We start from the raw sequence: 22,339 nt of genomic DNA, 5'->3' as shown, positions 1-22,339 counted from the left end.
ATCGACTCGGCCAACAAACCCCTCTATCCTTCCTCCTCCAACACCAACCTGAGTGCCAAAGGTGGTGGACTCATACATTTGGTTGCTTTTTGCCTGCCGCTAGCCCATAATTGCGCCCTTCGCGACACCGTCCGGTGTCGCCTCCACGGCGGGGTTAGCTCAGTTGGTAGAGCACTGGATTGTGGCTCCAGGTGTCGTGGGTTCGATTCCCATACCTCGCCCCACTTTTCCCGCATGCCCGGCTCATTGCTTGGGTGTTCGCAGTAGTCGCTGTTTCTCCCGCTCCCATTCGCGCTTTTTCTCCGCTTCACGGACATCGTGTTTCTTCTTCCCCTTGGCGAGCCCAATTTCTGCCTTGATTCGGCCATTGCGGTAATGCAGATCCAGCGCCACCAGGGTATAGCCCGCGCGTTCTACCTTGCCGATCAGACGCTTGATTTCGTCGGCATGGAGCAGGAGCTTACGGCTGCGGGTGGGATCGGGTCTGACATGGCGTGACGCCGTGGGCAGGGGGCTGATGTGGGCATTGATGAGATAGAGTTCGCCATCGCGGATCACCACATAGGATTCCTTGAGCTGGACACGCCCGGCGCGGATCGCTTTGACTTCCCAGCCTTCCAGTGCGATACCGGCCTCGTATTTTTCCTCGATGAAGTAATCGTGGAAGGCCTTTTTGTTCTGGACGATGGACATGAGGGGGCTGTGAAAGATGAGCGCGAAGGTAAAATCGCGTATTCTAGCAGTTTTGGTTGCCGGCCCGTCCGCTGATCATCCATGGCGCAAGTTGAAAAGTCGGTGCTGGTCGCCCATTCGGCGCCACTGATGTTCGAGCTGGTGGACCGCGTGGAGGACTACCCTTTGTTCCTGCCCTGGTGTCCGCGCACGGAAGTGCGCTGCCGGGAGGCGGAGCGCGTGGTGGCCACCATCCACATCGACTACCACCACCTCAAGCAGAGTTTCACTACCGAGAACGTGCGGGCACATCCCCGACGCATCGAGATGCGGCTCAAGGAAGGCCCGTTCCGCGTGCTGGAGGGAAGCTGGCAGTTCCATGCCCTGGGGGATGAGGCATGCAAGGTAGAGTTCCGCCTGCACTACGAGTTTGCCACGCGCTGGATCGAGAACATCGTTAACCCGGTGTTCAGCATGATCGCGGGCAACTTGGTGGAGGCGTTTGTTTTACGTGCGGAGAGAATCTCACGTGGATGAAACGATCCTGGTGGAAGTCGCCTATGCCCGACCGGATCAGCAGGTGCTCATTCCGGTGCGCCTGCCCCCGGGCGCGACCGTAGAGGAGGCGATCCGACGTTCCAGGGTGCTGGAGCGTTTTCCCGAAATCGATCTGGCTCGCAACAAGGTGGGGATTTGGTCGAAGCTTACCAAGCTGGAGGCACCGGTTCGAGACCGGGATCGGGTGGAGATCTACCGACCACTCATCGCGGATCCGAAAGAAGTGCGGCGCAAGCGTGCGGAGGCGGGAAAGGCGATGAAGAAGGGCGGGGGCGAGCTCAAAGACGAGGGCCAATAGTGCCCGTTTACTTGCACCAGGTTTCGACGCCCTTACGGGCGTCGTTGATGGCCTTCTGGCGTGCCGCGTCGTCGAGGAATTCTCGCTCACCTTGGTCGTTGGTGGTGACCACGCGCTGACCACTTTCCAGCAATCGCAGATTCTTACGCGCGGTCTCGCAGTTGGCCTGTTTCTGGCGCGCCTCTTCGGCTTCCTTTTCTTTTTTCGCCTGGGCTTCCGCTTCCGCCGCGCGCCGCTGGCGGAATTCCATGTCCTTTTCTTGCCAAGACTTCGTTGTGCCGGCGGGAGCCGAGGCGGGCGAGGGTGGGGCGGGCAAAGTCTTGCCGGATTTCGCGTCAGCGGGCGGTGGGCTGTCGGAATAGTGCACCTTGCCCTGGGCATCCACCCATCGATAGAGCTCGCCCGAGGCTACGCAGGGGAGGGCTAGAAGCAGCAGGATCCAGAGTTTGTTCACAGGATGCCGAAGACCTGGAAGGCCGTCCGCAGACGGCCTAGGCAACGGTTACCGTCCAACCACGCTCAAGGGATACGATTTTTGAGCGAGGCCCATGGCAGCGTGCTCGCTGGCGACCTTGGCGTGTTTGATCACCGCGGCGCTGTCACCTTTGGCGGCGGCTTCCTTGGCGGCCTTGAGCGCGTTCTCCGCCGTGGTCCACAGAGCACCTTTGGCGTCTGCCGCCTTCACGTCCGCCTCGGCCTTGGCCAGGGCGGCTTTAGCTTCCTCGGAGAGGGCGGGGGTTGCGCTATTTGCAGCGGTTTGCGTGGGGGCGGTCTGGCAGCCGCCGAGCACCAGGATACCGGCGGTGGCAAGGGCGATGAGCATCTGTTTCGACATTGTTTTGGACTCCTCTCTTTTGGTAATTGGGTTAGGGGGATTTTTTGTATGCGCTGGGCGCTGGCGCTACCTTAGCCCCAGCCGCTCGAGTCGTCAACCGGGACACGCACCGGCCGGCCGCGTTTACCCGGTGGGGGCCGAGCCAGTATAATGCGTTTTTGTTCCGGGACCGAAGAATGCGCCTCCTGAAGAAAGCTCTCACCTTCGACGACGTCCTGCTCGTCCCCGCTTATTCCACCGTCCTGCCCAGGGACGTGTCCCTCAAAACGCGGCTCACCCGCGACATCGAGCTCAATCTGCCCCTGGTGTCGGCTGCCATGGATACTGTGACCGAGGCGCGTATGGCCATCGCCATCGCCCAAGAGGGGGGGTTGGGCGTGATCCACAAGAACATGACGGTGCAGCAGCAGGCGGCCCAGGTGCTGCAGGTCAAGCGCTTCGAAAGCGGGGTGGTCAAGGATCCGGTTACCATTCCCCAGGACATGCCAGTGCGGGATGTCCTGCAGCTAACACGCATGCATAAGATTTCCGGTCTGCCGGTGGTCGATGGACGCAAGGTGGTGGGCATCGTCACCAACCGCGACCTGCGCTTTGAAACCAATCTCGATCAGCCGGTGAGGGCCATCATGACGCCCAAAGAACGGCTGGTGACGGTGAAGGAGGGGGCCTCGCGCGAGGAGGCCCTGGCCCTCATGCACAAATACCGCCTGGAGCGGGTGCTGGTGGTCAACGACGACTTCGAGCTCAAGGGGCTTATCACCGTCAAGGACATCCAAAAATCCACGGAACATCCCAATGCCTGCAAGGACCAGCTGGGGCGCCTACGAGTGGGGGCGGCGGTCGGCGTGGGCGAGGGCACCAACGAGCGCGTGGAGGCGCTGGTGGAAGCCGGGGTGGATGTGATCGTGGTGGACACCGCCCATGGCCACTCCAAGGGCGTGTTGGACCGCGTCAAATGGGTGAAGAAGCATTTTCCCCAAGTACAGGTGATCGGCGGCAACATCGCCACCGGCGAGGCGGCGCGTGCCCTGGTGGACCACGGCGCCGATGCGGTGAAGGTGGGGATAGGCCCCGGTTCCATTTGCACCACCCGCATCGTCGCGGGCGTGGGTGTGCCCCAGATCACGGCCGTGGCGGATGTGGCAGAGGCGCTCGAGGGCACAGGTGTGCCCCTCATCGCCGATGGTGGCATTCGCTATTCTGGCGACATCGCCAAGGCGCTGGCGGCGGGGGCCGATTCTGTCATGCTCGGTGGTCTGCTCGCCGGCACCGACGAGGCGCCTGGCGAGATCGAACTGTTCCAGGGACGCTCTTATAAGTCCTATCGTGGCATGGGCTCTCTAGGCGCGATGCAGCAGGGATCCAGCGACCGGTACTTCCAGGAAGCCGAAGCCAACAAGGACAAGCTCGTGCCGGAAGGCATCGAGGGCCGGGTTCCCTATAAGGGCAGCGTGCTGACTGTCATCCATCAACTCATGGGGGGCCTGCGTTCCAGCATGGGCTATCTCGGCTGCGAGAGCATCGCGGCCATGCACGAGCGCGCGGTGTTCGTGGAAATCACCTCCGCGGGGGTGCGGGAATCTCATGTGCACGACGTGCAAATCGTCAAGGAAGCACCCAACTACCGCATTGGCTGATCGCCGCTGCAATATCCACGAGGCACAGAGGAAGCCAGTCTTCTGGTAATTCCTCTGTGCCTTCGTTTCTTTCCGCGTGAGAAATGATGCCATGATCCACGACAAGATTCTGATTCTCGACTTCGGCTCCCAATATACCCAACTCATCGCACGCCGGGTGCGGGAAAGTGAGGTCTATTGCGAGTTGCATCCCTACGACGTTTCCGAAGCTTTCATCCGCGACTTCAAGCCCAAGGGCATCATTCTTTCCGGTGGACCGGCTTCCGTGTACGAGGCTGAGACTCCGCGTGCCCCGGACGTGGTGTTCCGCTTGGGCGTGCCCGTGCTGGGCATCTGTTATGGGATGCAAACCATGGCAGCACAGCTAGGCGGTAAGGTGGAGAACGCCAGCCACCGCGAATTCGGTTATGCCGAGGTGCGCGTGCGTGGCCATTCTCGCCTGCTTGCCGACATCCAGGACCGTTGCGATTCAGACGGCAAGTGCTGGCTCGACGTCTGGATGAGCCATGGCGACAAGGTCACCGAACCGCCTCCCGGTTTCAAGGTGATCTGCGAAAATGCGGCCACCCCCATCGCCGGCATGGCAGACGAGACGCGGCACTTCTATGGCCTGCAGTTCCATCCGGAAGTCACCCACACGCTCCAGGGCAAGGCCATCATCGCCCGCTTCGTGCACGACATCTGCGGCTGCGGCTTCGACTGGAACATGCCCGACTACGTGCAGGAGGCCATTGGCCGCATCCGCTCGGAGGTGGGCAAGGAAGAAGTGATCCTCGGCCTGTCAGGCGGCGTGGATTCGTCCGTGGTCGCGGCCTTGCTGCACCGGGCAATCGGCGACCAACTCACCTGCGTGTTCGTGGACAACGGCTTGCTGCGCCTCAATGAGGCAGAGCAGGTGATGCAAACCTTCGCCCGCAATCTGGGTGTGAAGGTGATCCACGTGGATGCCTCCGAGCGGTTCATGAATGCCTTGGCGGGCGTGATCGACCCGGAGGAGAAACGCAAGATCATCGGCCGCGAATTCGTGCATGTGTTCCAGGAGCAAGCCGCAAAGCTGCCGAATGTCAAGTGGCTCGCCCAGGGCACCATTTATCCAGATGTGATCGAATCGGCCAGCGCCAAGACCAAGAAGGCCCATACCATCAAAAGTCACCACAACGTCGGTGGGCTGCCGGACACCCTGCACCTGAAGCTTTTGGAACCGCTGCGGGAACTGTTCAAAGACGAGGTACGGGAACTGGGCGTCGCGCTCGGCCTGCCCCACGACATGGTCTATCGCCATCCCTTCCCTGGACCGGGGCTGGGCGTGCGCATTCTGGGCGAGGTCAAGCGCGAATACGCCGACCTGTTGCGCCGTGCCGATGCCATCTTCATCGAGGAGCTGCGCGCCAGCGGCTGGTATGAGAAAACCTCCCAGGCCTTCGCCGTCTTTCTCCCTGTGAAATCAGTGGGCGTGATGGGCGATGGCCGCACCTACGATTACGTCATCGCCCTGCGCGCGGTGCAGACCCAGGACTTCATGACGGCTCACTGGGCGGAACTGCCCTACACCCTGCTTGCTAAGGTGTCCAATCGCATCATCAACGAAGTGCGCGGCATCAACCGCGTGGTCTATGACGTCACCGGCAAGCCGCCGGGTACCATCGAGTGGGAGTGAGTAGAGGTCTGGCAGCGACTGGCGAGAACAAGCAACAAACTCGCCGTAGATCATTGAAAAACAAGCATAAATCTCAAACTCTTCTGGCAAGGTCTGGCAGCCTCAAGCAGAACCATGGGTTTCCGTCGAGCAGGTCGCCCAACACCTTGGCGTGGCCAAGGACACCGTGTACCGCTGGCGCGAGCACCGCGGGCTGCCGGCGCACCGCGTCGGGCGGCTGTGGAAGTTCAAGCTGTCTGAGGTGGACGACTGGGTACGCGCCGGGGGCGCGGACGAAGAGAACAACGAGCGTTCAGGAAAACCGACATGACCGTCACCCTTGCAGAACTGCTGAAAGACAGCGCCTACCGGCTTGATCAGTTCAAGCCCAAACACATCGCCGAGCTGGAGGCGAAGATCACCCTCAAGGAGTCTGAGTCTGGCAAGGTGGCTGCGCCCTATGTCAACTGCCTGGTGCGCGGCAAGCCGGTCAAGCTCACGCCGGAAGAGGTGGTGCGCCAGCTCTACCTGCAGGTGCTGCATGGCGATCTCGGTTACCCCGTCAGCCGCATGGAGGTGGAATACGAAGTCACCTTTGGCCGCGAAAAGAAGCGCGCCGACATCTGTATCTTTGACAAGGACCAGACCACCACGCCTTACATCCTGGTCGAGCTGAAAAAGCCCAAGCTCAAGGACGGCAAAGAGCAGCTCAAGAGTTACTGCAACGCCACCGGCGCGCCAATGGGCGTGTGGACCAACGGGCAACAGATCTCCTACTACCACCGCAAGGACCCGAACTATTTCGAGGACATCCCGCGCATCCCGAGCGCCCTGGAGAAGCTCTCGGACATCCTCTCTGAGCGCTGGACCATCGACGACCTGATCAAGCACGACAAGCTGGTCAACGAGCGCAAGTCCCTCAAGGACCTGATCCTCGAAATGGAGGACGAAGTCCTGGCCAATGCCGGCGTGGACGTGTTCGAGGAGTTGTTCAAGCTCATCTTCACCAAGCTCTACGACGAACTGGAAAGCGGCCGCGACCGCAAGCGGCACCTGGTGTTCAAGAACTACGGCGACACCGAGACCGAGCTCAAGGCCAAGATCCAGGATCTGTTCGAGAAGGCGCAGCAGAAGTGGGAGGGCGTGTTCCCGGAGGGTGCCCGCATCGAGCTCACCCCCAGCCATTTGGCCGTGTGCGTGGCCTCACTGGAAAAGGTCAAGCTCTTCAACTCCAACCTCGAAGTCGTCGATGATGCGTTCGAGTACCTCATCAACAAGTCCAGCAAAGGGGAAAAGGGGCAATACTTCACACCGCGCTACGTCATCGACATGTGCGTGAAGATGCTCAACCCGCAAGAGCACGAGACTCTGATCGACACGGCGGCAGGCAGTTGCGGCTTTCCCGTACACGCCATTTTCCACGTGTGGGAACAAATCATGAAAGAGGAAGGACTGGACAAGAGCCACCTCTTCACCACCGAGAAGAAGCCCGCGCGCTGCGAGGACTATGTGCGCGACAAGGTCTTTGCGATCGACTTCGACGAAAAAACCGTGCGCGTGGGCCGCACGCTCAACCTCATCGCCGGCGACGGTCAGACCAATGTGCTGCACCTGAACACGCTGGACTACGAGCGCTGGGATGAAAAGACCGAGGACGAAGCCTGGCGCGATGTTTACGGCGAAGGCTGGAAGCGTCTGCGCAAGCTGCGCGCGGCCAAGGACGAAAACCGCGACTTCCTGTTCGACATCCTGATGGCCAACCCGCCGTTTGCGGGCGACATCAAGGAGACCCGCATCCTTGCTAAGTACGACCTGGCCCGCACGGTGAGCTTCGACAAGGTCAACAAGGTGGACCCGGCCGACAAGCACATCGTCGATGCCACGAGCCGTGCACCCACCTTCCCGGAAGCCCTGCACGCCAGCCACGAGGTCATCTACAAGATGGCCGACGGCACCTACCGCAAGGTCAAAGTCAAGCACCAGACCAACGTGGGGCGCGACATCCTGTTCATCGAGCGCAACCTACAGTTCCTCAAGCCCGGCGGCCGCATGGCCGTGGTGCTGCCGCAAGGGCGGTTTAACAACGCATCAGACAAGGCGCTGCGCGAGTACATCGCCGAGCACTGCCGGATTCTTGCCGTGGTGGGACTGCACGGCAATGTGTTCAAGCCGCATACCGGCACCAAGACCAGCGTGCTCTTCGTGCAAAAGTGGAACGACGATCCGGCGAAGGGCCCGCTGTGCCCGAAGAAAGACGACTACCCCATCTTCTTCGCCACCATGCGCGAGCCCTCCAAGGACAACTCGGGCCGCAAGATATACCGGGCCGTGCGGCACGGCCTGCCTCCCGATGAAGTGGCTGAAATCGAGCGTTTGCAAGCCAAATGGCGGGCGCTGGATGAGGAGGAACAAGTCCTTCGTGGCAAGGAACGCAAAGGCAAGCTTTCCGAAGATGAACGCAAGCGGCTGGAGGAAATCGCGGCGATGCGCCAATCGAGCCCGGATGAGATTGAAAAAACCAAAATCGATCTCGATGCGCCCATGCTCGACAGCCACGGACACCTGATCGTCAAGCATGACCTGTTCAACCACGATGGCTTGACCGGCGACGGCATCGCCGAAGCATTCATTGAGTTTGCCAAGAAGGAGGGCTTGAGTTTTTTTCGATGAGCCCCTTCGACAAGGCGCGCTATGAGCGCCTGTTGGAGGGGCTGGAGGTGACGGAGGTCCTGCTGTCGGAAGTTGCCCACGACAACGAAGTTCTGCGCTGCGACGCCGAGTATTTCGGCAGACAGGTCACGGAGGTGATGCGTCGACTTCAATCGATGAAGGCGGTGCTTCTCGGGCAGATGGCCGTCATCACAGATGGCATTCACACCGCACTTCCATTCGTTGACGGCGGCGAGATCAAGGTCCTATCGGCTAAGCACCCAAAGGACAACTACATTGATTCCGGTCCGTTCGAGACGATATCCACGGACTTCCACAACAAAAATCCTCGCACTGCGCTTCGCCCACTGGACGTGTTGATTTCGACGGTCGGCACGATTGGGAATGCGGCCGTCGTTACACCTGATATTCTCCCCGCCAACAGCGACAGGCACATCGGCATCATTCGGGTCAAGCGTGACGGCCCGCCGCCGTTCTTCCTCTCTACTTTTCTCGTGTGTCGCTACGGGAGGAGCCAGTCGGTACGCGAAACCACCGGGAACGTTCAACCCAACCTCTTTATTTCCAAGATCAGACGCTTGCTGATCCCGCGATTCGATCCATCCTTTGAGCGCGCGATTGCTGATCAGGTCGAAAGAGCATACTGGCTGCGCAAGCAAGCCGCCGGCATTCTTGAACGGGCCGACCACAACCTACTGCAAGCCCTGGGCCTGGATACCTGGACGCCGCCCGAGGCGCTGAGCTATGTGCGCTCTAGCAGCGACGTCTTTGCGGCGGGGCGGCTGGATGCGGAGCACTTCCAACCTCGCTTCGCTGCCCTGGCAACGCTGATGGCAGCCAAGGGCAACTGCGAGCGCTTGGGGGATCAGTTGCTGTTCAACAGCCGCGGAAGACAACCGGAGTATGCGGACGTAGGCCTCCCGGTCATCAACTCCAAACATGTTCTGCGTAACGAGATTCGCCATGACGAAGACAACCGTCTCGCAGCTGCCGACGACGATAGCCTGCTGATTCGCACTGGTGACGTGCTGATGAACGGAACCGGCGTGGGCACCATTGGGCGCGCGGCGGCATACCTGCATGAAACCCCTGCGCTGCCCGACAACCACGTCACAATCTTGCGCCCGAAATACGCTCTGGATCCGATCTATCTAGCGATCTTCCTGAACTCGCTGGCGGGTCAACTGCAGGTTGAACAGCGGCTTCGCGGCTCATCGGGGCAGATTGAGATCTACCCAACCGACATCGCCGAGTTTCAGGTTTGGGTGGCGCCCCAATCGCTGCAGTTGGATATTCGAAAGCTGGTGGAGCAAAGCTTTGCGCACCGTCAGCGCGCCGCCCGGCTTCTCGACGCCGCCAAGCGTGCGGTGGAAATCGCCATCGAGGACTCGGAAGCCGCGGCGCTGGCGTATCTGGCCGCCGCCAACCCGCCCGACGCGGTCACGTAACCCTGGGCCATGGACCACGCCACCCTCTCCACCCTGCGCGACGGCCACCCCGCCTGGCGATAGCTGGTCTCACCGCATGCGCCGCTGGTGGCGAGCTTCCTGTCGCGTCATGAGCTGACCGGCGTTCTGTTGCAGATGGAACTGGCAGCGCTGCCAGGGCACAGCAGGCAAGACGGCGCGGCGGGCGGCCTTGAGCCCCGCGTGATCATCGGCGACGATGAGTTTGACCCCTTTCAGCCCCGGGCCAAGAGGCTTTCCAGAAAGCGCCGCCAGTTGATTTCCGCTTCCGAGGTAGCGACCTTGCAACCGAGTACGTGGCGCTTGCCCGAAGCCTCGATCCCGACGGCGATCAAGACTGCGCAATCGATGATTCTGCCTTCCAGGCGCACCTTCTCGTAGCTGGCAGGAAGACAAGAGATAGGGTACCTCGCCCAAGTGGCGTTCCCGCCAGGCTTTGAGCCCTTCATCGAGTCTGGCCCCGGCGCGGCTCACCTGGGCGGAAGAGAGCGGAATCTCAGGCCCCAGCAACCTCCAACAACACTGTGATCCCCACCATCGCCTCGGCCTGCTGCCGCCCGTAAAATGGCTCCTCACTCACCACCCCGAGTGCCAAAGGTACTGGACGAATACATTGACTGGCAATCTATTGCACTAAGTGGTATGCTTTTTTTGGTTAGAAGGGTATTCCGAACCCGCAGCTTCACCCGCTGGACGGCTCAGGCCGGCTTGACCGACGAAGTCTTGTTTAAAGCCGTCGCCGAGATGCGCCAGGGACTCATCGACGCGGATCTGGGCGGCCATGTGGTGAAGAAGCGGGTTGCGCTGCCTGGGCAGGGCAAGCAGGGCGGCGCGAGAACCATTGTGGCTACCAAGATGGCGCACCGCTGGTTTTCGTGCTGGGCTTTGCGAAGAACGAACGGGTCAACATCGACGCGGCAGAGCTCAAGGCCTTGCAGGAGCTGGCCAAGCACTACCTGGGGCTCGATGATCGGCAGATCGAGCAAGCGATCGCAAGTGGAGTATTGACGGAGGTGCACCATGACCACGAAAAGGCGTAAGAGCCGCATCCTGCAGGAGGTCCATGAGATGGCCTCGGACCTGCACCGGATCGGCCTGATCGACAAGCGCCGTATGCGCGAGTTCGAATCGCTGTGCCATCTCGATGTTCACGAGATGTCTCCGCAAAAGATCAAGTCCCTGCGTGAGCGGGCGCGTGTCAGCCAAGCAGTGTTCGCAGCCGTGCTCAATACCAGTGTGTCCACGGTGCAAAAATGGGAGGTGGGCGACAAGAAGCCGAGCGGGCCATCGTTGAAGTTGCTCAACCTCATCGAGCGCAAGGGCCTGGAAGCGGTTCTGTGAGGCGGTAAGTTCTGGCAGGAAGGAACAGGAGTGGCTATGCCCATCATTGACGGCATCAAAGCCGAGACCGCTCCGGCAACGTCTTCGCCGATCTGGGCCTACGCGATGCGGAAAAACCCAAGATCAAGTCCGGCCTGGTGATCGAGATCGCGCGGGCGATCCGCGAGTTGGGGCTCACGCAGGAAGAGGCCGGGCGGCGCATGGGTATCCCGCAACCCAAGGTGTCGGCCATGCTGCGGGGAGATTTCTCGAACCTCTCCGGTTGCTGGCCGATGGACTGCTTGAACCGTCTCGGCTATGACATCGAGATCAAGATTCGGCCGGCCGCTGAACCCGTCGGGCACGTGACGCTTGCGGTCGCCTGACTTGCGAGCCACAGCGTGCGGGCTGGCAGCGTTAGGCAAGGATAAGTGTTTGCTTGGTGATGGTATTGTTACTGGTAAGTAGGTGTGAGTAGAGGTCTGGCAGCGACTGGCGACAGCTGTAAAGCGCTTCCGAATCGATGGATGACGGCAATCTCATAGCACGTTGCGCCGGCGGCGATACCCAGGCACTTCGTGCCCTCCACGCGTGCCACGCCCGGGCGGCCTTTGCCTTTGCCTTTCGCATGTTGGGCAATGAAGCCGACGCCGAAGAGGCCGTTTCCGAAGGATTTTATGAGGTTTGGCGGCAGGCCGACCGGTTCGCCGGCCGCTCCAGTGTGCGTACCTGGATACTCGGCATCGTGCGGCACAAGGCGCTGGATTTGTTGCGCGCGCGCGGGGCGCGGCTGGAAGATCCCCTCGATGACGAGGACGCCGCGTTCGTTACCGATCCCGGCGAGACGCCGTATGAGTGGCTGGTGGAGCGCCAGCGCCTGGAGATCGTCACCGAGTGCATGGATGCGTTGCCCGTCGCGCAAAAGGAAAGCCTGCACCTGGCACTCATTGAGGGTATGACCCTTGCCGAAATTGCGCAGGTGCAAGGCGTGCCAGCCAACACCGTCGCCACGCGCATCCATCACGCCAAGCGCAAGCTCAAGGACTGTGTCGCCGCCGCGCTGGGTTTGAAGAATTCTGCGCTAGAGCGCGACTCATCGACATGAGCCAAACTCCATCCGATCACGACCAAGACGCATTGCCGGGAAGCGACGCGGCCGAGCGCCGTTGGCTGGAACACACGCGCAGCCAGATCGAAGCTGGTACGCCGCCGTTCGATCTGGCCCGCAACTGGCAGCGGCTCGCGGCACGCGTGGAAGCGGAGGGCGACTGGCAGCGCACTGCCCAGGCCCGTCCCCCGCGCCCGCGCTTTCCCTGGTGGCAGGCGCTTGTGGCCTATGGTCTAGGCGCGGCGACCGCCGCCATCGTCGCTGTCAGCGTTTGGCCGCTCATGCCGCAGCTTGGCGGCGAAGTGGAGCCGCTGGGCGCGCCTGCGACGCCGGTGGCCGCCGATCGCGTGATGCTGCAGGTGGTATTTCGCGCCGATGCCACGGTCGCACAGATCCGAGCGGCCCTCGATCAAGCGGATGCCGAGGTGGTGGGCGGGCCCGGTCGCCTAGGTGTCTGGCGTGTCGCGGTGCCGGCGAGCCGGGTGGCTGCTGCCCGGCGCAGCTTGGCTACCCAAGCCATCGTGGAAAGTGTCGGCGAATGAAGCGCGGGCTCGTTCTCTTTGCCGTCGGCCTGCTTTACAGCGTTGCCGCTTTTGGCCAGGCCTATCCGCAGAAAGCGCCCGAGCCACGCGGCGGCATGGGTATCGGCATTCAGATCGACCTGGGCGATCTGGCAAAAGGGGTCGCCGCATTATTGGGCCGGGGTGGTGAAGAGCTGCCACGGTCCGCACCGGGCGAGATTCTGGCGGCATGGCCACTCAGCGCACCGATGGACGGATCCGCCATCGCGGAGGCGGTGCAGGGCACGCTCCTCGCGCAACAGTCCCTAACGACGCTGGGGCTTGAGATCGCCCGCATCGGCCTGGAGGAAGCGCGGCTGGATGAGGCCCTGGAGCGGTTGCGGGGGCGTTTTCCCGCCGCGGCATTCGACCGCAATGCCTTTGTCTATCCCCAGGAAGCGGCGCAGGCCGGCGTGTCGGCGCGCCAGTACGCCACCGCCCTGGTGGGGGCGAGCGGCCCCAACGCGCTTCCCCGCCCGGTGCGCATCGGTGTGATCGACGGCGCACTCCCTGAACAGCTTACGCTCGAGGTGGCCGCGCTGACCCATGAATCGTTTGTCGCGGCGCCGGCGAGCGCGCATGGCGAGGCCGTGGCTTGCATCCTCGCTTGCCGGCCGGAGACCGGGTTTGCCGGACTGGCGCCAAAGGCTGATCTCGCCTGGGCTGCGGTGCTCGCCCCCGATGAAAAAGGTCGCGAGCGGGGCGACACCTTCCGGCTCGTTTCGGCGCTCGATTGGCTTTTGGCCAAGCGCGTGGAAATCATCCACATGAGCCTGGGAAGCGCGCCCAACGCCGTGCTGAAGTGGGCGCTCGATCGCACCCTGCCCCGGGTGCGGGCCATCGTCGCGGCGGCGGGCAATGGCGGGCCGAAAGCGAGCCCGCCGTATCCCGCCGCCTTTCCCGGCGTAATCGCCGTGGCCGCCGTGGATGCCGAGGCGCGTCCGTGGGCGCAGGGTAGCCGGGGCGAACACATCCTGCTCGCCGCGCCAGGCGTGGATGTCTGGTTGCCGGTGCGGCAAGGCCATTACTTCACCGGCACCTCGTTTGCCGCGCCCTTCGTCACCGCCTGGATCGCCCAGCGCCGCGCGCGCGGCCTGCTCGTCGATGCGGGGGCGCTGTGTGCGGCGGCGCGTGACCTGCCGCCGCCAGGGCGCGATGAGGTCACGGGCTGCGGGCTGCTGCGCTGGTCGCCGTAGCGCTGCCGCGCACGGGGCTATTGAAGAAAACCGGCGGATCAACCGACTCAAGGACACCAATCAACCTTATTGAGCATTACGTAAATAGGTGACATCTTTGTGTCGTCCCCGCGAAAGCGGGGACCCAGGAACATGGCGAGGAAGAGCCTGGATTCCCGCTTTCGCGGGAATGACGTTTGACTTACGCAGCCTGTCAACTACTTACGTAACGCTCAATAGGAGCTGGAGGAGCTGGAGTATGTCTGCATTTCGTTTTCTGTCCACGACCCTTGTCCTCGTCCTGGCCCTTGCCGCTGCGCACGGCGCCGAGCGCGATGCCATCGCCAGCGGCGCCAAGCTGACCAAGGCCGACGCCGCGCGCACCGCGGCGGCTGTGACGACTCCGTCCGCCCCTTATGGTCCCCCGGCTGACGCCAGCAACAGCGGCCCGGCCACGTCAGCCCGCGGCATCGAGAAAAAAGACATCCGCCGGGGGATGGTCATCGCCAAACCCGGTTCGATCACCCCGCATTCCCGGATCTCGCGGCCGATCGAATGCCCGCCAGATTGCTCGACAGCGGCGAAATCCCCCCCTCCATCCGCGCGCGATTGAAGAAATTAGTCGGCTGCTGCGACTCAGTAGCAGCCAAGGCCGATACGCCAAGGCTTTTAACCGTCAACCCCACGTGTAAAGGAGCCCAGACCATGCACAAACACACCCTCATCGCCAGCGCACTCGCTGCAGTATTGGCTGCCAGCGGCGCGGCATCCGCCGCAGAGAACAGCGGGGGCGGCAAACCACCGATGACGTCCACGCCCACGTGGACGGTGCCCGGAGCACAGTCAAGCAACGTCACGAGCAAGGAAGAAGGAGGCCGCCACACCCCCTTCCACAACAAATATTCTCCTACGTTTCGGGGCGTGCAGCAGCCTGGCGAGGAAAAACAATCGACCAACGAGATTTGTCCGCCCAAATGCGGTCCGCTAGGGCCCTCGCCAACAATCCCGCCCGCGCCGCAAGCTGCTCAAAGGGGAGGCGACAAGCCGGTCAAGCGCCCGCCGATGGAGTGCTACAACCCACCGTGTCCAGGCGAACCCGATCCTCGAAAGGAAGAATCTTTCAAGCAGACCCAAGGGACCCTCGTCTGCTGCTGCGAAGGCAAACCGTTCGACAATACCAAGTACAAGTGCAACGAGTTGGGAAAATTGAAAGAACGCAACCCACAGTAAGGACTGAAATCGCTTAGCCCGGGCGCCGCTTGAGTGCCCGGGGTTTTCCTATCCCGCTTGCGGCGGGTTGACCAAGAAACAGAGGAGATCGCATCATGAATCGAGTTCATTTCAAGCGCCGGGCCCTGGCAACCCTCGTCGGTATGTTGCTCGGCGGTGCTGCCGCACAAGCCTGGTCCGCGCCACAGATTGTGTCCATCACACACACCGGCCCGGTGCCGGGCACGCCCACCCTCACCGCCCAAATCCAGTGCACCTCCAACAACGTCCTACTCACGGCCTACTACCAGAAGCAGGTTGCCAGCGGCTGGGGACCCACCACCTACATCGATAAGTTTTACTGCAAACCGCCGGCCAACACAGGCATGGTCATCACCGTGGCCAAGAGCAAGACGTTCATTACCGTCAACCCCGGAGAGAAGTTCCGTTTCATGGTGCAACAAGGCGGCGCGATGTCGCCCTGGGTGGTACATCAGTTCTAAAGCGAGGGCATGATGCGCAAAGAGACGTGGCTTTGCTTTGCCATGGCCGCTTGGTTGAGCGGTTGTTCCACCGCGCCCATTCTGGGGGGAGATGATCCCGTCGCGAAAGGTGCGGTGGCTGGCGAGAAAACGGTTGCGGCGGCGGAACATCTGGAGCGTTGTGCCGAGCCCCTGGGCACCGTGGGCCTGGCGGATACGGGCGACCCTTATGTGCCCATCGTCCGCATGCTGGTGCAGCAGTCCAACTGTTTCATCGTCGTCGAACGCGGACGGGCATACAGCAACGTGGATCTGGAGCGGCAACTCAAAGAAGCGGGGATCACGCGCAATGCGCAGGCGGCAACGGGCCAGTTGCTCGCCGCCGACTATACCCTCGTGCCCTCGGTCACCTTTGCCGAGCCGTCCGGTTTTGCGTTGAGTAGCGGCTTTGGCGGCATCTTCGGCCGCAAGTCCAACCAAATCGACACCTCGGCTCAGGTGCAAGCGCTGGGTGCTTCGACCACGCTGCTGCTGGTGGACAACACCAGCGGCGCGCAGATCGTCGCCGCCCAGGGGAGCGCCAAAAACTACGACCTCGGCGTGGGGGTCGGTGTGCTGGGCGGCTTGCTTGCGGGTGTCAATGCCTATGCCAACACGCCCCAGGGCAAGATCGTCGCGGCGGCATTCCTCGATGCGTACAACAAGCTGGTCACCGCGGCGCGCCAGTATGCTCCGCAACAAGCAAAAGGCACGGTGGGGCAGGGTGGAAAACTCAAGGGACCATGAGTCTGATCTGGATTTTTCGAGCTTCGTAACGCCGATACGCCTTACCGGCGTCCCCGCGGAAACGGCCGCTCGGGAACGGCCATCAAGCCATCCGTTTTAACCGATCCGAGGATGACGCGTTTATCGTCATGCGGGGCGCCGCAGGCGTCCCGAATTCAGGCATCCCTCAAGCTGTTTAAGGCGCCTCTCTGGGGTCTCACGCAGGCAAGAACACGGTCCGACCAACGCCGTTGATGGAGGGCGATTACGGGCCCTCGGCCGTCACGCATGCAGCAAAGCGCCAAATCCACGCAGGGGAGTAAAATTGCCAGCGGGTTGCACGATGCGAAGTCTCAAATCCACCATGTCCACGCCTCGCCTACGTGCCTTACTGGGGTTGGAAGGGGCAACGGCCAGCCACCGCGAGAAGCTCGTCTCCGCCGCTGGGGCGTTCTTCGGCATTCTGGGAGTGGTACTGATCAGCCACGCCCTCTTGGGTGGCGCAAGCGCCGTGTTCTTGGTGGCGTCCATGGGGGCGTCTGCCGTACTTCTGTTCGCGGTACCCCACGGGCCGCTTTCCCAGCCTTGGCCACTCATCGGTGGTCACCTGGTATCCGCCCTGGTTGGTGTAACTTGCGCGCGGCATGTGGGTTCGCCCTGGCTGGCGATGGCGCTTGCGGCTGGGCTGGCGGTAGGCGCGATGTATTACTTGCGCTGCATCCATCCGCCTGGTGGGGCGACTGCGCTGACGGCAGTACTGGGTGGGCCGGCGGTACATGCCCTGGGCTATCAGTATGTCCTGACCCCGGTGCTGCTCAACGTGGTATTGATTTTCTTGATCGCGGTCGCCTTCAACTATCCTTTCCCGTGGCGGCGTTATCCTGCGGCGCTGGCACGGCGTCCGGCGCCGGTGGGCGAGGCGGCCTACCGGCCCATCGAGCATGAGGATTTCGTGTATGCCTTGAGTCAGCTCGATTCTTTCGTGGATGTGAGCGAGGAGGATTTGCTACGCATCTACGCCATCGCCACGGGGCGCGCCGAGCGTCGTCATCTGGCGCCGGCCGACATCCACGTTGGGCGCGCTTACAGCAATGGCCAGCAAGGGGACGCCTGGGAGATACGCGAGGTAGTGGATGCGAGTCATACTGGCGATCCGGCGCGTGATCAGGTGATCTACAAGGTGGTGGCAGGAGGGCGTGCGAGGACGAGTGGCGTGATGACGCGTAGCGAGTTTGCCCACTGGGCGAAGTACGAAGTGGTGCGGCATGGAAAAGGCTGGCGGCGGGCCGATTGAGGCACAGGACGAGATCTTCATGCGGGAGGCGTTGGATGAAGCCCGCCGCGCGTGGGAGGCGGACGAGGTGCCGGTGGGCGCCATCGTAGTGCGCGACGGGGTGATCATCGGGCGCGGCTACAATTGTCCCATTTCCACCCACGATCCAACTGCCCACGCCGAGATCGTGGCTCTGCGTGATGCGGCCCGGCGTCTGGGAAACTATCGCCTCACCGGCTGCCAGCTCTATGTGACGCTGGAACCTTGTGCCATGTGTGCGGGCGCCATTCTGCACGCGCGCATTGCGCGGGTGATCTATGGCGCGCGCGATCCCAAGACGGGTGCTCACGGCAGCGTGGTGGACTTATTCGATGAACGGCGGCTCAACCATCACACGGCAGTGACGGAAGGCGTGCTTGCCGTAGCATGCGGCGAGATGCTGTCGCGTTTTTTCGCCGAGCGGCGCAAGAAATCCATCGTCGATGAAAATTAGAATCCATCTCGCCACGCAGACCCTTGAGCTCTTGGACGATACGGAGCGGCTAGTGGCCCGCTACGCCGTTTCGACTGCGGCGAACGGGCCGGGCGAGCGTGAAGGTAGCTTCCGCACACCGCGCGGGCAGCACATCATCCGCGCCAAGATCGGCGCGGGCCAGCCCGAGAACACGGTATTCGTGCGGCGCCGACCCACGGGCGAAATTTACACGCCAGCACTGGCCGCACAATATCCAGGTCGAGACTGGATCCTCACGCGCATCCTCTGGCTGTCTGGCTGTGAGCCTGGCTTCAATCGCCTCGGCGCGGTGGATACCATGCGCCGCTACATCTACATCCACGGCAGTCCGGACGAGGTGCCCATGGGGGTGCCGGGCTCCCGTGGCTGCATCCGCATGCGCAACCGGGACATCATCGAGCTGTTCGATCGAGTGGAGCCTGGTACGCCGGTGGAAATCATCGCCTGATCCTGGGAATGCGTTGGTGCCTCGAGGTGGGCGACGGGTATGCATTCGTCGTCCGACCCGAGTCCACGACTCAAGGCTTGCAATCTCGCGTTCGAATACGTTCAAGGCAAGACGCTGGCGGAGGTGCTGCGGGAAGCAGGGAGGAGATCAGCAAAACTCTCTGTCAACGACGATGTCAAGCGCAACGACATCCTGCGCATGAGTTTGCAGGCCATGTACAGTCCCATGGGCCTTCGCCACGTGGTGTTGGGTGTGAGCGAGAAGCGGCTAAACGTGATGCAGGGTACATTCAGTACTTGCCATCGGGCAGAATGTTTGAGGGGGCTATAATCGAGTCCTTTCGAGATAAAGGTCTGCCATGCGTGCTGCGCTCGTGCTTTGTTTGCTTGCCTTGACTGCATGTGGTCGTGCGGGACCGGCGAGTTATCAGGGCTATGCGGAGGGCGAATTCGTCCGCGTGGCAGCGCCCTTCGCCGGTGAGCTCGCCGTGCTTGCCGTGGGGCGCGGCGACACCGTTGCGGCAGGCGACCTGCTGTTTCAACTGGAACAGGAAAACGAAGCAGCTGCCCTTCGCGAGACGAAACAGCGACTCGCTGCCGCTGAGGCACGTTTGGCCAATCTGCGCAAGGGACGCCGACCCGAGGAGGTGGAGGCTCTCACGGCCCAGCGCACGCAAGTCCAGGCTGCGCTGCGCTTGTCCGAGACGCGGCTGATACGTGAAGCAGGACTCGCGAACAAGGGCTTCGTCGCAGCGGATCGGCTTGACCAACTGCGTGCGGCGCGCGATGCGGATCGGGCACGGTTGAATGAAATCGAAGCCCAGTTGCGGCTGGCGCGTCAAGGCGCGCGCAGCGATGAGATTCGCGCCGCGGCGGCAGAGGTGGCGGCGGCACGCGCGGCCGTGGCACAGGCCCAGTGGCGCCTGGATCAGAAATCGGTACGAACACCGGTGGCAGGGCGGGTGCACGATACCTATTACGTCACAGGCGAGTGGGTCAACGCGGGCAGCCCGGTGGTGGCGCTGCTGCCGCCCGCCAATCTGAAAGTGCGTTTCTTTGTGCCGGAAGCCATCGTTGGCACCCTCAAGCCGGGCCAGCGTGTGAGCCTGCACTGCGATGGTTGCGGCAAACCTTTTCCCGCCCACATCAGCTATATCTCTCCCCAGGCCGAATACACGCCGCCTGTCATTTACAGCAAGGAAAACCGCAGCAAACTGGTATTTCTGGTGGAAGCCCGGCCTGAGACGACGGACGCGGAAAAACTGCATCCTGGCCAGCCCGTGGATGTGGTGCTGCAGTGACGCCGGACATGGGCGATGAGGCGACGGGCAAATGGGGAGACATGAGCCGTTCCGCGTTGGCGATCGACGTACATGGTCTGTGCAAGCATTTCGGTGGCAAGGCCGTGGTCTGCGACCTCACTCTTGCCGTACGTAGCGGCGAGATCTTGGGTTTCCTCGGCCCCAACGGCAGTGGTAAGACCACATCCATTCGCATGCTGTGTGGATTGCTCACTCCGGATAAAGGCAGCGGCACCTGCCTGGGCTACGACGTGATCCGCGAGGCTCAGAAAATCAAGCGCGAAGTAGGCTACATGACTCAGCGCTTCTCCCTCTACGAAGATCTTTCCATCCGCGAGAATCTCGATTTCATCGCCCGCGTCTACGAGATGGCAAATCGGCGTGAAGCGGTCGAGCGCGCCATCTCTGAACTGGGCCTCACACACCGCCAGCACCAGCTTGCTGGTCAGCTCTCAGGTGGCTGGAAGCAGCGTCTCGCGCTCGCTGCTTGTACCCTGCACCGACCACGCCTGCTGCTTCTGGACGAACCCACGGCAGGGGTGGATCCCAAGGCACGGCGGGATTTTTGGGATCAAATCCACGCGCTCGCGGCGAGTGGCGTCACGGTATTGGTGTCCACCCACTACATGGACGAGGCCGAACGCTGCCACCGCATCGCCTATCTTTCTTGGGGACGGCTCCTAGTAAGCGGCACGCCGGACGAGGTCGTGGCTAACGCCGGCCTGACCACCTGGATGGTGGAAGGGCCAGACCTGGCGGCACTGGTGAAGGAGCTCAAAACGCTGCCCGGAGTGGAACAGGTGGTGCCTTTCGGCACCGCGTTGCACGTGAGTGGTTCCGATGCAGCGCTGCTCGCCGCCAGTCTTGCACCGTTGCGTGAACGCCGCGGCCTACGCTGGACCCAGACGGCTCCAGGTCTGGAAGACGTCTTCGTCAAGCTCTCCGCCAGTGTGGGGGAGGTGCCGTGAATGCTGCTTTCTCCTGGTCGCGGTTCTTGGCGGTGCTGCTCAAGGAATTCATCCAGATGCGCCGCGACCGCCTCACCTTCGCCATGATGGTGGGCATTCCCTTGATCCAGCTCGTGCTGTTTGGCTTCGCTATCAACACCGATCCCAAGCACCTGCCCACTGCGCTGATCATCGCCGACCACAGTGAATTCTCGCGCAGCGTCCTGGCGGCCTTGTCCAACAGCGGCTATTTCCAGGTGGTCGCAGTGGTGGGCAGCGAGACGGAAGCGGAGCGACTGCTGGCTGAAGGCGATGTGCAGTTCGTGGTCAACATTCCAGAAAATTTCGGGCGCCGCCTCGTGCGCGGCGAACGTCCAGCGCTACTCGTGGAAGCCGACGCAACCGACCCCGCGGCCACCAACAATGCCATCGCCGCACTGGTCACGGTGGGGCAGACGGTGCTGACGCGAGATCTGGCCGGTGTATTGAGTCGATTGCAGTCAGGTCCACCGCCCTTCGAGGTGCGGATCCATCGCCGATACAACCCAGAGGGGATCACCCAGTACAACATCGTGCCCGGCCTGATGGGGGTGATTCTCACCATGACCATGATCATGATGACGGCGCTAGCCATGACCCGCGAGCGGGAGCGGGGCACCATGGAAGCGCTGCTGGCCACTCCAGTGAATCCTCTGGAGGTGATGATCGGCAAGATCGTGCCCTACATCCTCGTGGGCTACATCCAGATCACCCTGATCCTCGTGGTGTCCCATATCGCGTTCGAGGTGCCGGTGCAAGGCAGCGTGGTCTTGCTGCTCGCCTGCGCGCTGGTGTTCATGCTCGCCAATCTTTCGGTGGGGATGTTGTTTTCCACCATCGCCAAAAATCAGATGCAGGCCATGCAGATGACGTTCTTTTTCTTTTTGCCTTCCATCCTGCTGTCAGGCTTCATGTTTCCCTTTCGTGGCATGCCCTACTGGGCCCAGCATCTGGGAGAAATCCTGCCATTGACGCACTTTCTGCGCATCGTGCGGGGCATCTTGCTCAAGGGCAACGGCCCAGGGGAGGTGCTACCCAACCTGTGGCCGCTCGTGGCCTTCATGCTGGCTGTGATCCTGCTCGGACTCAAGCGCTATCGCAGGACGCTCGATTGAGCGGAGAAGGGCTTTTGCGGGGAGAATGAGATTTGGCTCCGGCGGTTGGGATCGAACCAACGACCAACGGATTAACAGTCCGCTGCTCTACCGCTGAGCTACGCCGGAAGGAAGAGACGACGCGGCGCGGCCGCGCAACAAGCCGCGTATGATAGCGACTCGCCCTAGTTCGGTCAATAACATGTACGAGTCCATGTAGAGAGCAAATAAACTGTCCGGACTTGTAGCACGTGGTTTGTCCGGTTTTATTGGGTACCGAGGAGGTGCCTGATGAGACGGACGGAAGTGTTGCAGGAGATACGGAAGATGCGA

25 protein-coding genes, 2 tRNA genes and 3 pseudogenes are annotated in these 22,339 nt (G+C 62.0%); 25 read left to right on the top strand and 5 right to left on the bottom strand.

The window, feature by feature from the left end; genetic code table 11:
- Window positions 1–148: 148 nt before the first annotated feature.
- Window positions 149–224: transfer RNA gene (locus V6E02_RS12500), tRNA-His, on the top strand.
- A gap of 19 nt (window positions 225–243) precedes the next feature.
- Here the strand turns inward: V6E02_RS12500 and smpB are convergent.
- Window positions 244–693: an SsrA-binding protein SmpB gene (gene smpB, locus V6E02_RS12495; RefSeq protein ID WP_347309135.1), complete on the bottom strand. Its 450-nt coding sequence runs from the start codon at window positions 691–693 to the stop codon at window positions 244–246.
- 81 nt (window positions 694–774) lie between these two features.
- Between smpB and V6E02_RS12490 the strand changes: the two genes are divergently transcribed.
- Complete coding sequence (locus V6E02_RS12490) at window positions 775–1,209, top strand: type II toxin-antitoxin system RatA family toxin (protein WP_347309134.1); 435 nt, start codon at window positions 775–777, stop codon at window positions 1,207–1,209.
- Window positions 1,202–1,528, top strand: a complete 327-nt coding sequence (locus V6E02_RS12485; protein WP_347309133.1) for an RnfH family protein — start codon at window positions 1,202–1,204, stop codon at window positions 1,526–1,528. Before V6E02_RS12490 ends, V6E02_RS12485 begins: the two co-directional genes overlap by 8 nt.
- Window positions 1,529–1,535: 7 nt before the next feature.
- Here the strand turns inward: V6E02_RS12485 and V6E02_RS12480 are convergent, their stop codons facing one another.
- Window positions 1,536–1,982, bottom strand: a complete 447-nt coding sequence (locus tag V6E02_RS12480; RefSeq protein ID WP_347309132.1) for a DUF4124 domain-containing protein — start codon at window positions 1,980–1,982, stop codon at window positions 1,536–1,538.
- Between the two features lie 48 nt (window positions 1,983–2,030).
- Window positions 2,031–2,363, bottom strand: coding sequence for a hypothetical protein (locus V6E02_RS12475; RefSeq protein WP_347309131.1), 333 nt, complete (start codon window positions 2,361–2,363; stop codon window positions 2,031–2,033).
- Between the two features lie 176 nt (window positions 2,364–2,539).
- On the opposite strand from V6E02_RS12475, the gene guaB reads away from it, so the two are divergent.
- The 5 genes from guaB to V6E02_RS12450 all read left to right on the top strand — a co-directional run bounded on the left by guaB (window position 2,540) and on the right by V6E02_RS12450 (window position 9,754).
- The gene (gene guaB / locus V6E02_RS12470; protein WP_347309130.1) at window positions 2,540–4,000 is read left to right on the top strand and encodes an IMP dehydrogenase; all 1,461 of its coding nucleotides are present in this window, start codon (window positions 2,540–2,542) and stop codon (window positions 3,998–4,000) included.
- Window positions 4,001–4,094: 94 nt separating this feature from the next.
- Entirely contained in the window at window positions 4,095–5,657 is a 1,563-nt protein-coding gene (gene guaA / locus V6E02_RS12465) for a glutamine-hydrolyzing GMP synthase (RefSeq protein ID WP_347309137.1), read from the top strand.
- Window positions 5,658–5,727: 70 nt separating this feature from the next.
- Window positions 5,728–5,967, top strand: coding sequence for a helix-turn-helix domain-containing protein (locus V6E02_RS12460; RefSeq protein ID WP_347309136.1), 240 nt, complete (start codon window positions 5,728–5,730; stop codon window positions 5,965–5,967).
- A complete protein-coding gene (locus V6E02_RS12455) occupies window positions 5,964–8,306 on the top strand; it encodes a type I restriction-modification system subunit M (protein ID WP_347309129.1) in 2,343 nt (780 codons plus the stop codon). Before V6E02_RS12460 ends, V6E02_RS12455 begins: the two co-directional genes overlap by 4 nt.
- Window positions 8,303–9,754 (top strand): restriction endonuclease subunit S domain-containing protein, encoded by a 1,452-nt coding sequence (locus V6E02_RS12450; RefSeq protein ID WP_347309128.1) that lies wholly within the window; start codon window positions 8,303–8,305, stop codon window positions 9,752–9,754. The genes V6E02_RS12455 and V6E02_RS12450 overlap by 4 nt, the downstream gene beginning before the upstream one ends.
- 90 nt (window positions 9,755–9,844) lie before the next feature.
- On the opposite strand, the pseudogene V6E02_RS12445 reads toward V6E02_RS12450, so the two are convergent.
- Window positions 9,845–10,285, bottom strand: a pseudogene (locus V6E02_RS12445) (transposase); the annotation flags it as partial.
- Window positions 10,286–10,336: 51 nt separating this feature from the next.
- On the opposite strand from V6E02_RS12445, the pseudogene V6E02_RS13020 reads away from it, so the two are divergent.
- The 17 genes and pseudogenes from V6E02_RS13020 to V6E02_RS12355 all read left to right on the top strand — a co-directional run bounded on the left by V6E02_RS13020 (window position 10,337) and on the right by V6E02_RS12355 (window position 22,027).
- Window positions 10,337–10,812 (top strand): annotated as a pseudogene (locus tag V6E02_RS13020) (type II toxin-antitoxin system RelE/ParE family toxin).
- A complete protein-coding gene (locus tag V6E02_RS12430) occupies window positions 10,793–11,113 on the top strand; it encodes a helix-turn-helix domain-containing protein (protein WP_347309126.1) in 321 nt (106 codons plus the stop codon). The pseudogene V6E02_RS13020 and the gene V6E02_RS12430 overlap by 20 nt, the downstream one beginning before the upstream one ends.
- Window positions 11,114–11,184: 71 nt before the next feature.
- A pseudogene (locus tag V6E02_RS12425) lies at window positions 11,185–11,478 on the top strand (helix-turn-helix domain-containing protein); the annotation flags it as partial.
- A 137-nt stretch (window positions 11,479–11,615) separates the two neighbouring features.
- On the top strand, window positions 11,616–12,197 hold the full coding sequence (locus tag V6E02_RS12420) for an RNA polymerase sigma factor (RefSeq protein WP_347309125.1): 582 nt from the start codon (window positions 11,616–11,618) through the stop codon (window positions 12,195–12,197).
- Complete coding sequence (locus tag V6E02_RS12415) at window positions 12,194–12,742, top strand: hypothetical protein (RefSeq protein ID WP_347309124.1); 549 nt, start codon at window positions 12,194–12,196, stop codon at window positions 12,740–12,742. Before V6E02_RS12420 ends, V6E02_RS12415 begins: the two co-directional genes overlap by 4 nt.
- Complete coding sequence (locus V6E02_RS12410; RefSeq protein ID WP_347309123.1) at window positions 12,739–13,956, top strand: S8 family serine peptidase; 1,218 nt, start codon at window positions 12,739–12,741, stop codon at window positions 13,954–13,956. Before V6E02_RS12415 ends, V6E02_RS12410 begins: the two co-directional genes overlap by 4 nt.
- A gap of 238 nt (window positions 13,957–14,194) precedes the next feature.
- Window positions 14,195–14,548, top strand: a complete 354-nt coding sequence (locus V6E02_RS12405; RefSeq protein WP_347309122.1) for a hypothetical protein — start codon at window positions 14,195–14,197, stop codon at window positions 14,546–14,548.
- A 92-nt stretch (window positions 14,549–14,640) separates the two neighbouring features.
- Window positions 14,641–15,165: a hypothetical protein gene (locus tag V6E02_RS12400; RefSeq protein WP_347309121.1), complete on the top strand. Its 525-nt coding sequence runs from the start codon at window positions 14,641–14,643 to the stop codon at window positions 15,163–15,165.
- 95 nt (window positions 15,166–15,260) lie between these two features.
- On the top strand, window positions 15,261–15,647 hold the full coding sequence (locus V6E02_RS12395) for a hypothetical protein (RefSeq protein WP_347309120.1): 387 nt from the start codon (window positions 15,261–15,263) through the stop codon (window positions 15,645–15,647).
- A gap of 9 nt (window positions 15,648–15,656) precedes the next feature.
- On the top strand, window positions 15,657–16,412 hold the full coding sequence (locus tag V6E02_RS12390; RefSeq protein ID WP_347309119.1) for a CsgG/HfaB family protein: 756 nt from the start codon (window positions 15,657–15,659) through the stop codon (window positions 16,410–16,412).
- Between the two features lie 343 nt (window positions 16,413–16,755).
- Window positions 16,756–17,685 (top strand): HPP family protein, encoded by a 930-nt coding sequence (locus V6E02_RS12385; RefSeq protein WP_347309118.1) that lies wholly within the window; start codon window positions 16,756–16,758, stop codon window positions 17,683–17,685.
- Entirely contained in the window at window positions 17,657–18,157 is a 501-nt protein-coding gene (tadA, locus tag V6E02_RS12380) for a tRNA adenosine(34) deaminase TadA (protein WP_347309117.1), read from the top strand. The genes V6E02_RS12385 and tadA overlap by 29 nt, the downstream gene beginning before the upstream one ends.
- Complete coding sequence (locus tag V6E02_RS12375; protein ID WP_347309116.1) at window positions 18,147–18,626, top strand: L,D-transpeptidase family protein; 480 nt, start codon at window positions 18,147–18,149, stop codon at window positions 18,624–18,626. Before tadA ends, V6E02_RS12375 begins: the two co-directional genes overlap by 11 nt.
- A 39-nt stretch (window positions 18,627–18,665) precedes the next feature.
- Window positions 18,666–18,956, top strand: a complete 291-nt coding sequence (locus V6E02_RS12370) for a hypothetical protein (protein ID WP_347309115.1) — start codon at window positions 18,666–18,668, stop codon at window positions 18,954–18,956.
- Between the two features lie 28 nt (window positions 18,957–18,984).
- The gene (locus tag V6E02_RS12365) at window positions 18,985–19,926 is read left to right on the top strand and encodes an HlyD family secretion protein (RefSeq protein WP_347309114.1); all 942 of its coding nucleotides are present in this window, start codon (window positions 18,985–18,987) and stop codon (window positions 19,924–19,926) included.
- 41 nt (window positions 19,927–19,967) lie between these two features.
- Window positions 19,968–20,894, top strand: coding sequence for an ABC transporter ATP-binding protein (locus tag V6E02_RS12360; protein WP_347309113.1), 927 nt, complete (start codon window positions 19,968–19,970; stop codon window positions 20,892–20,894).
- A complete protein-coding gene (locus tag V6E02_RS12355; protein ID WP_347309112.1) occupies window positions 20,891–22,027 on the top strand; it encodes an ABC transporter permease in 1,137 nt (378 codons plus the stop codon). Before V6E02_RS12360 ends, V6E02_RS12355 begins: the two co-directional genes overlap by 4 nt.
- Before the next feature lie 33 nt (window positions 22,028–22,060).
- Here the strand turns inward: V6E02_RS12355 and V6E02_RS12350 are convergent.
- Window positions 22,061–22,135: transfer RNA gene (locus tag V6E02_RS12350), tRNA-Asn, on the bottom strand.
- Between the last annotated feature and the right edge of the window lie 204 nt (window positions 22,136–22,339).

Source organism: Thiobacter sp. AK1, from assembly GCF_039822265.1.
GTDB lineage: Bacteria > Pseudomonadota > Gammaproteobacteria > Burkholderiales > Thiobacteraceae > Thiobacter > Thiobacter aerophilum.
The sequence above is the reverse complement of the archived record's forward strand: the minus strand, read 5'-3'. Positions and strand labels throughout refer to the sequence as shown.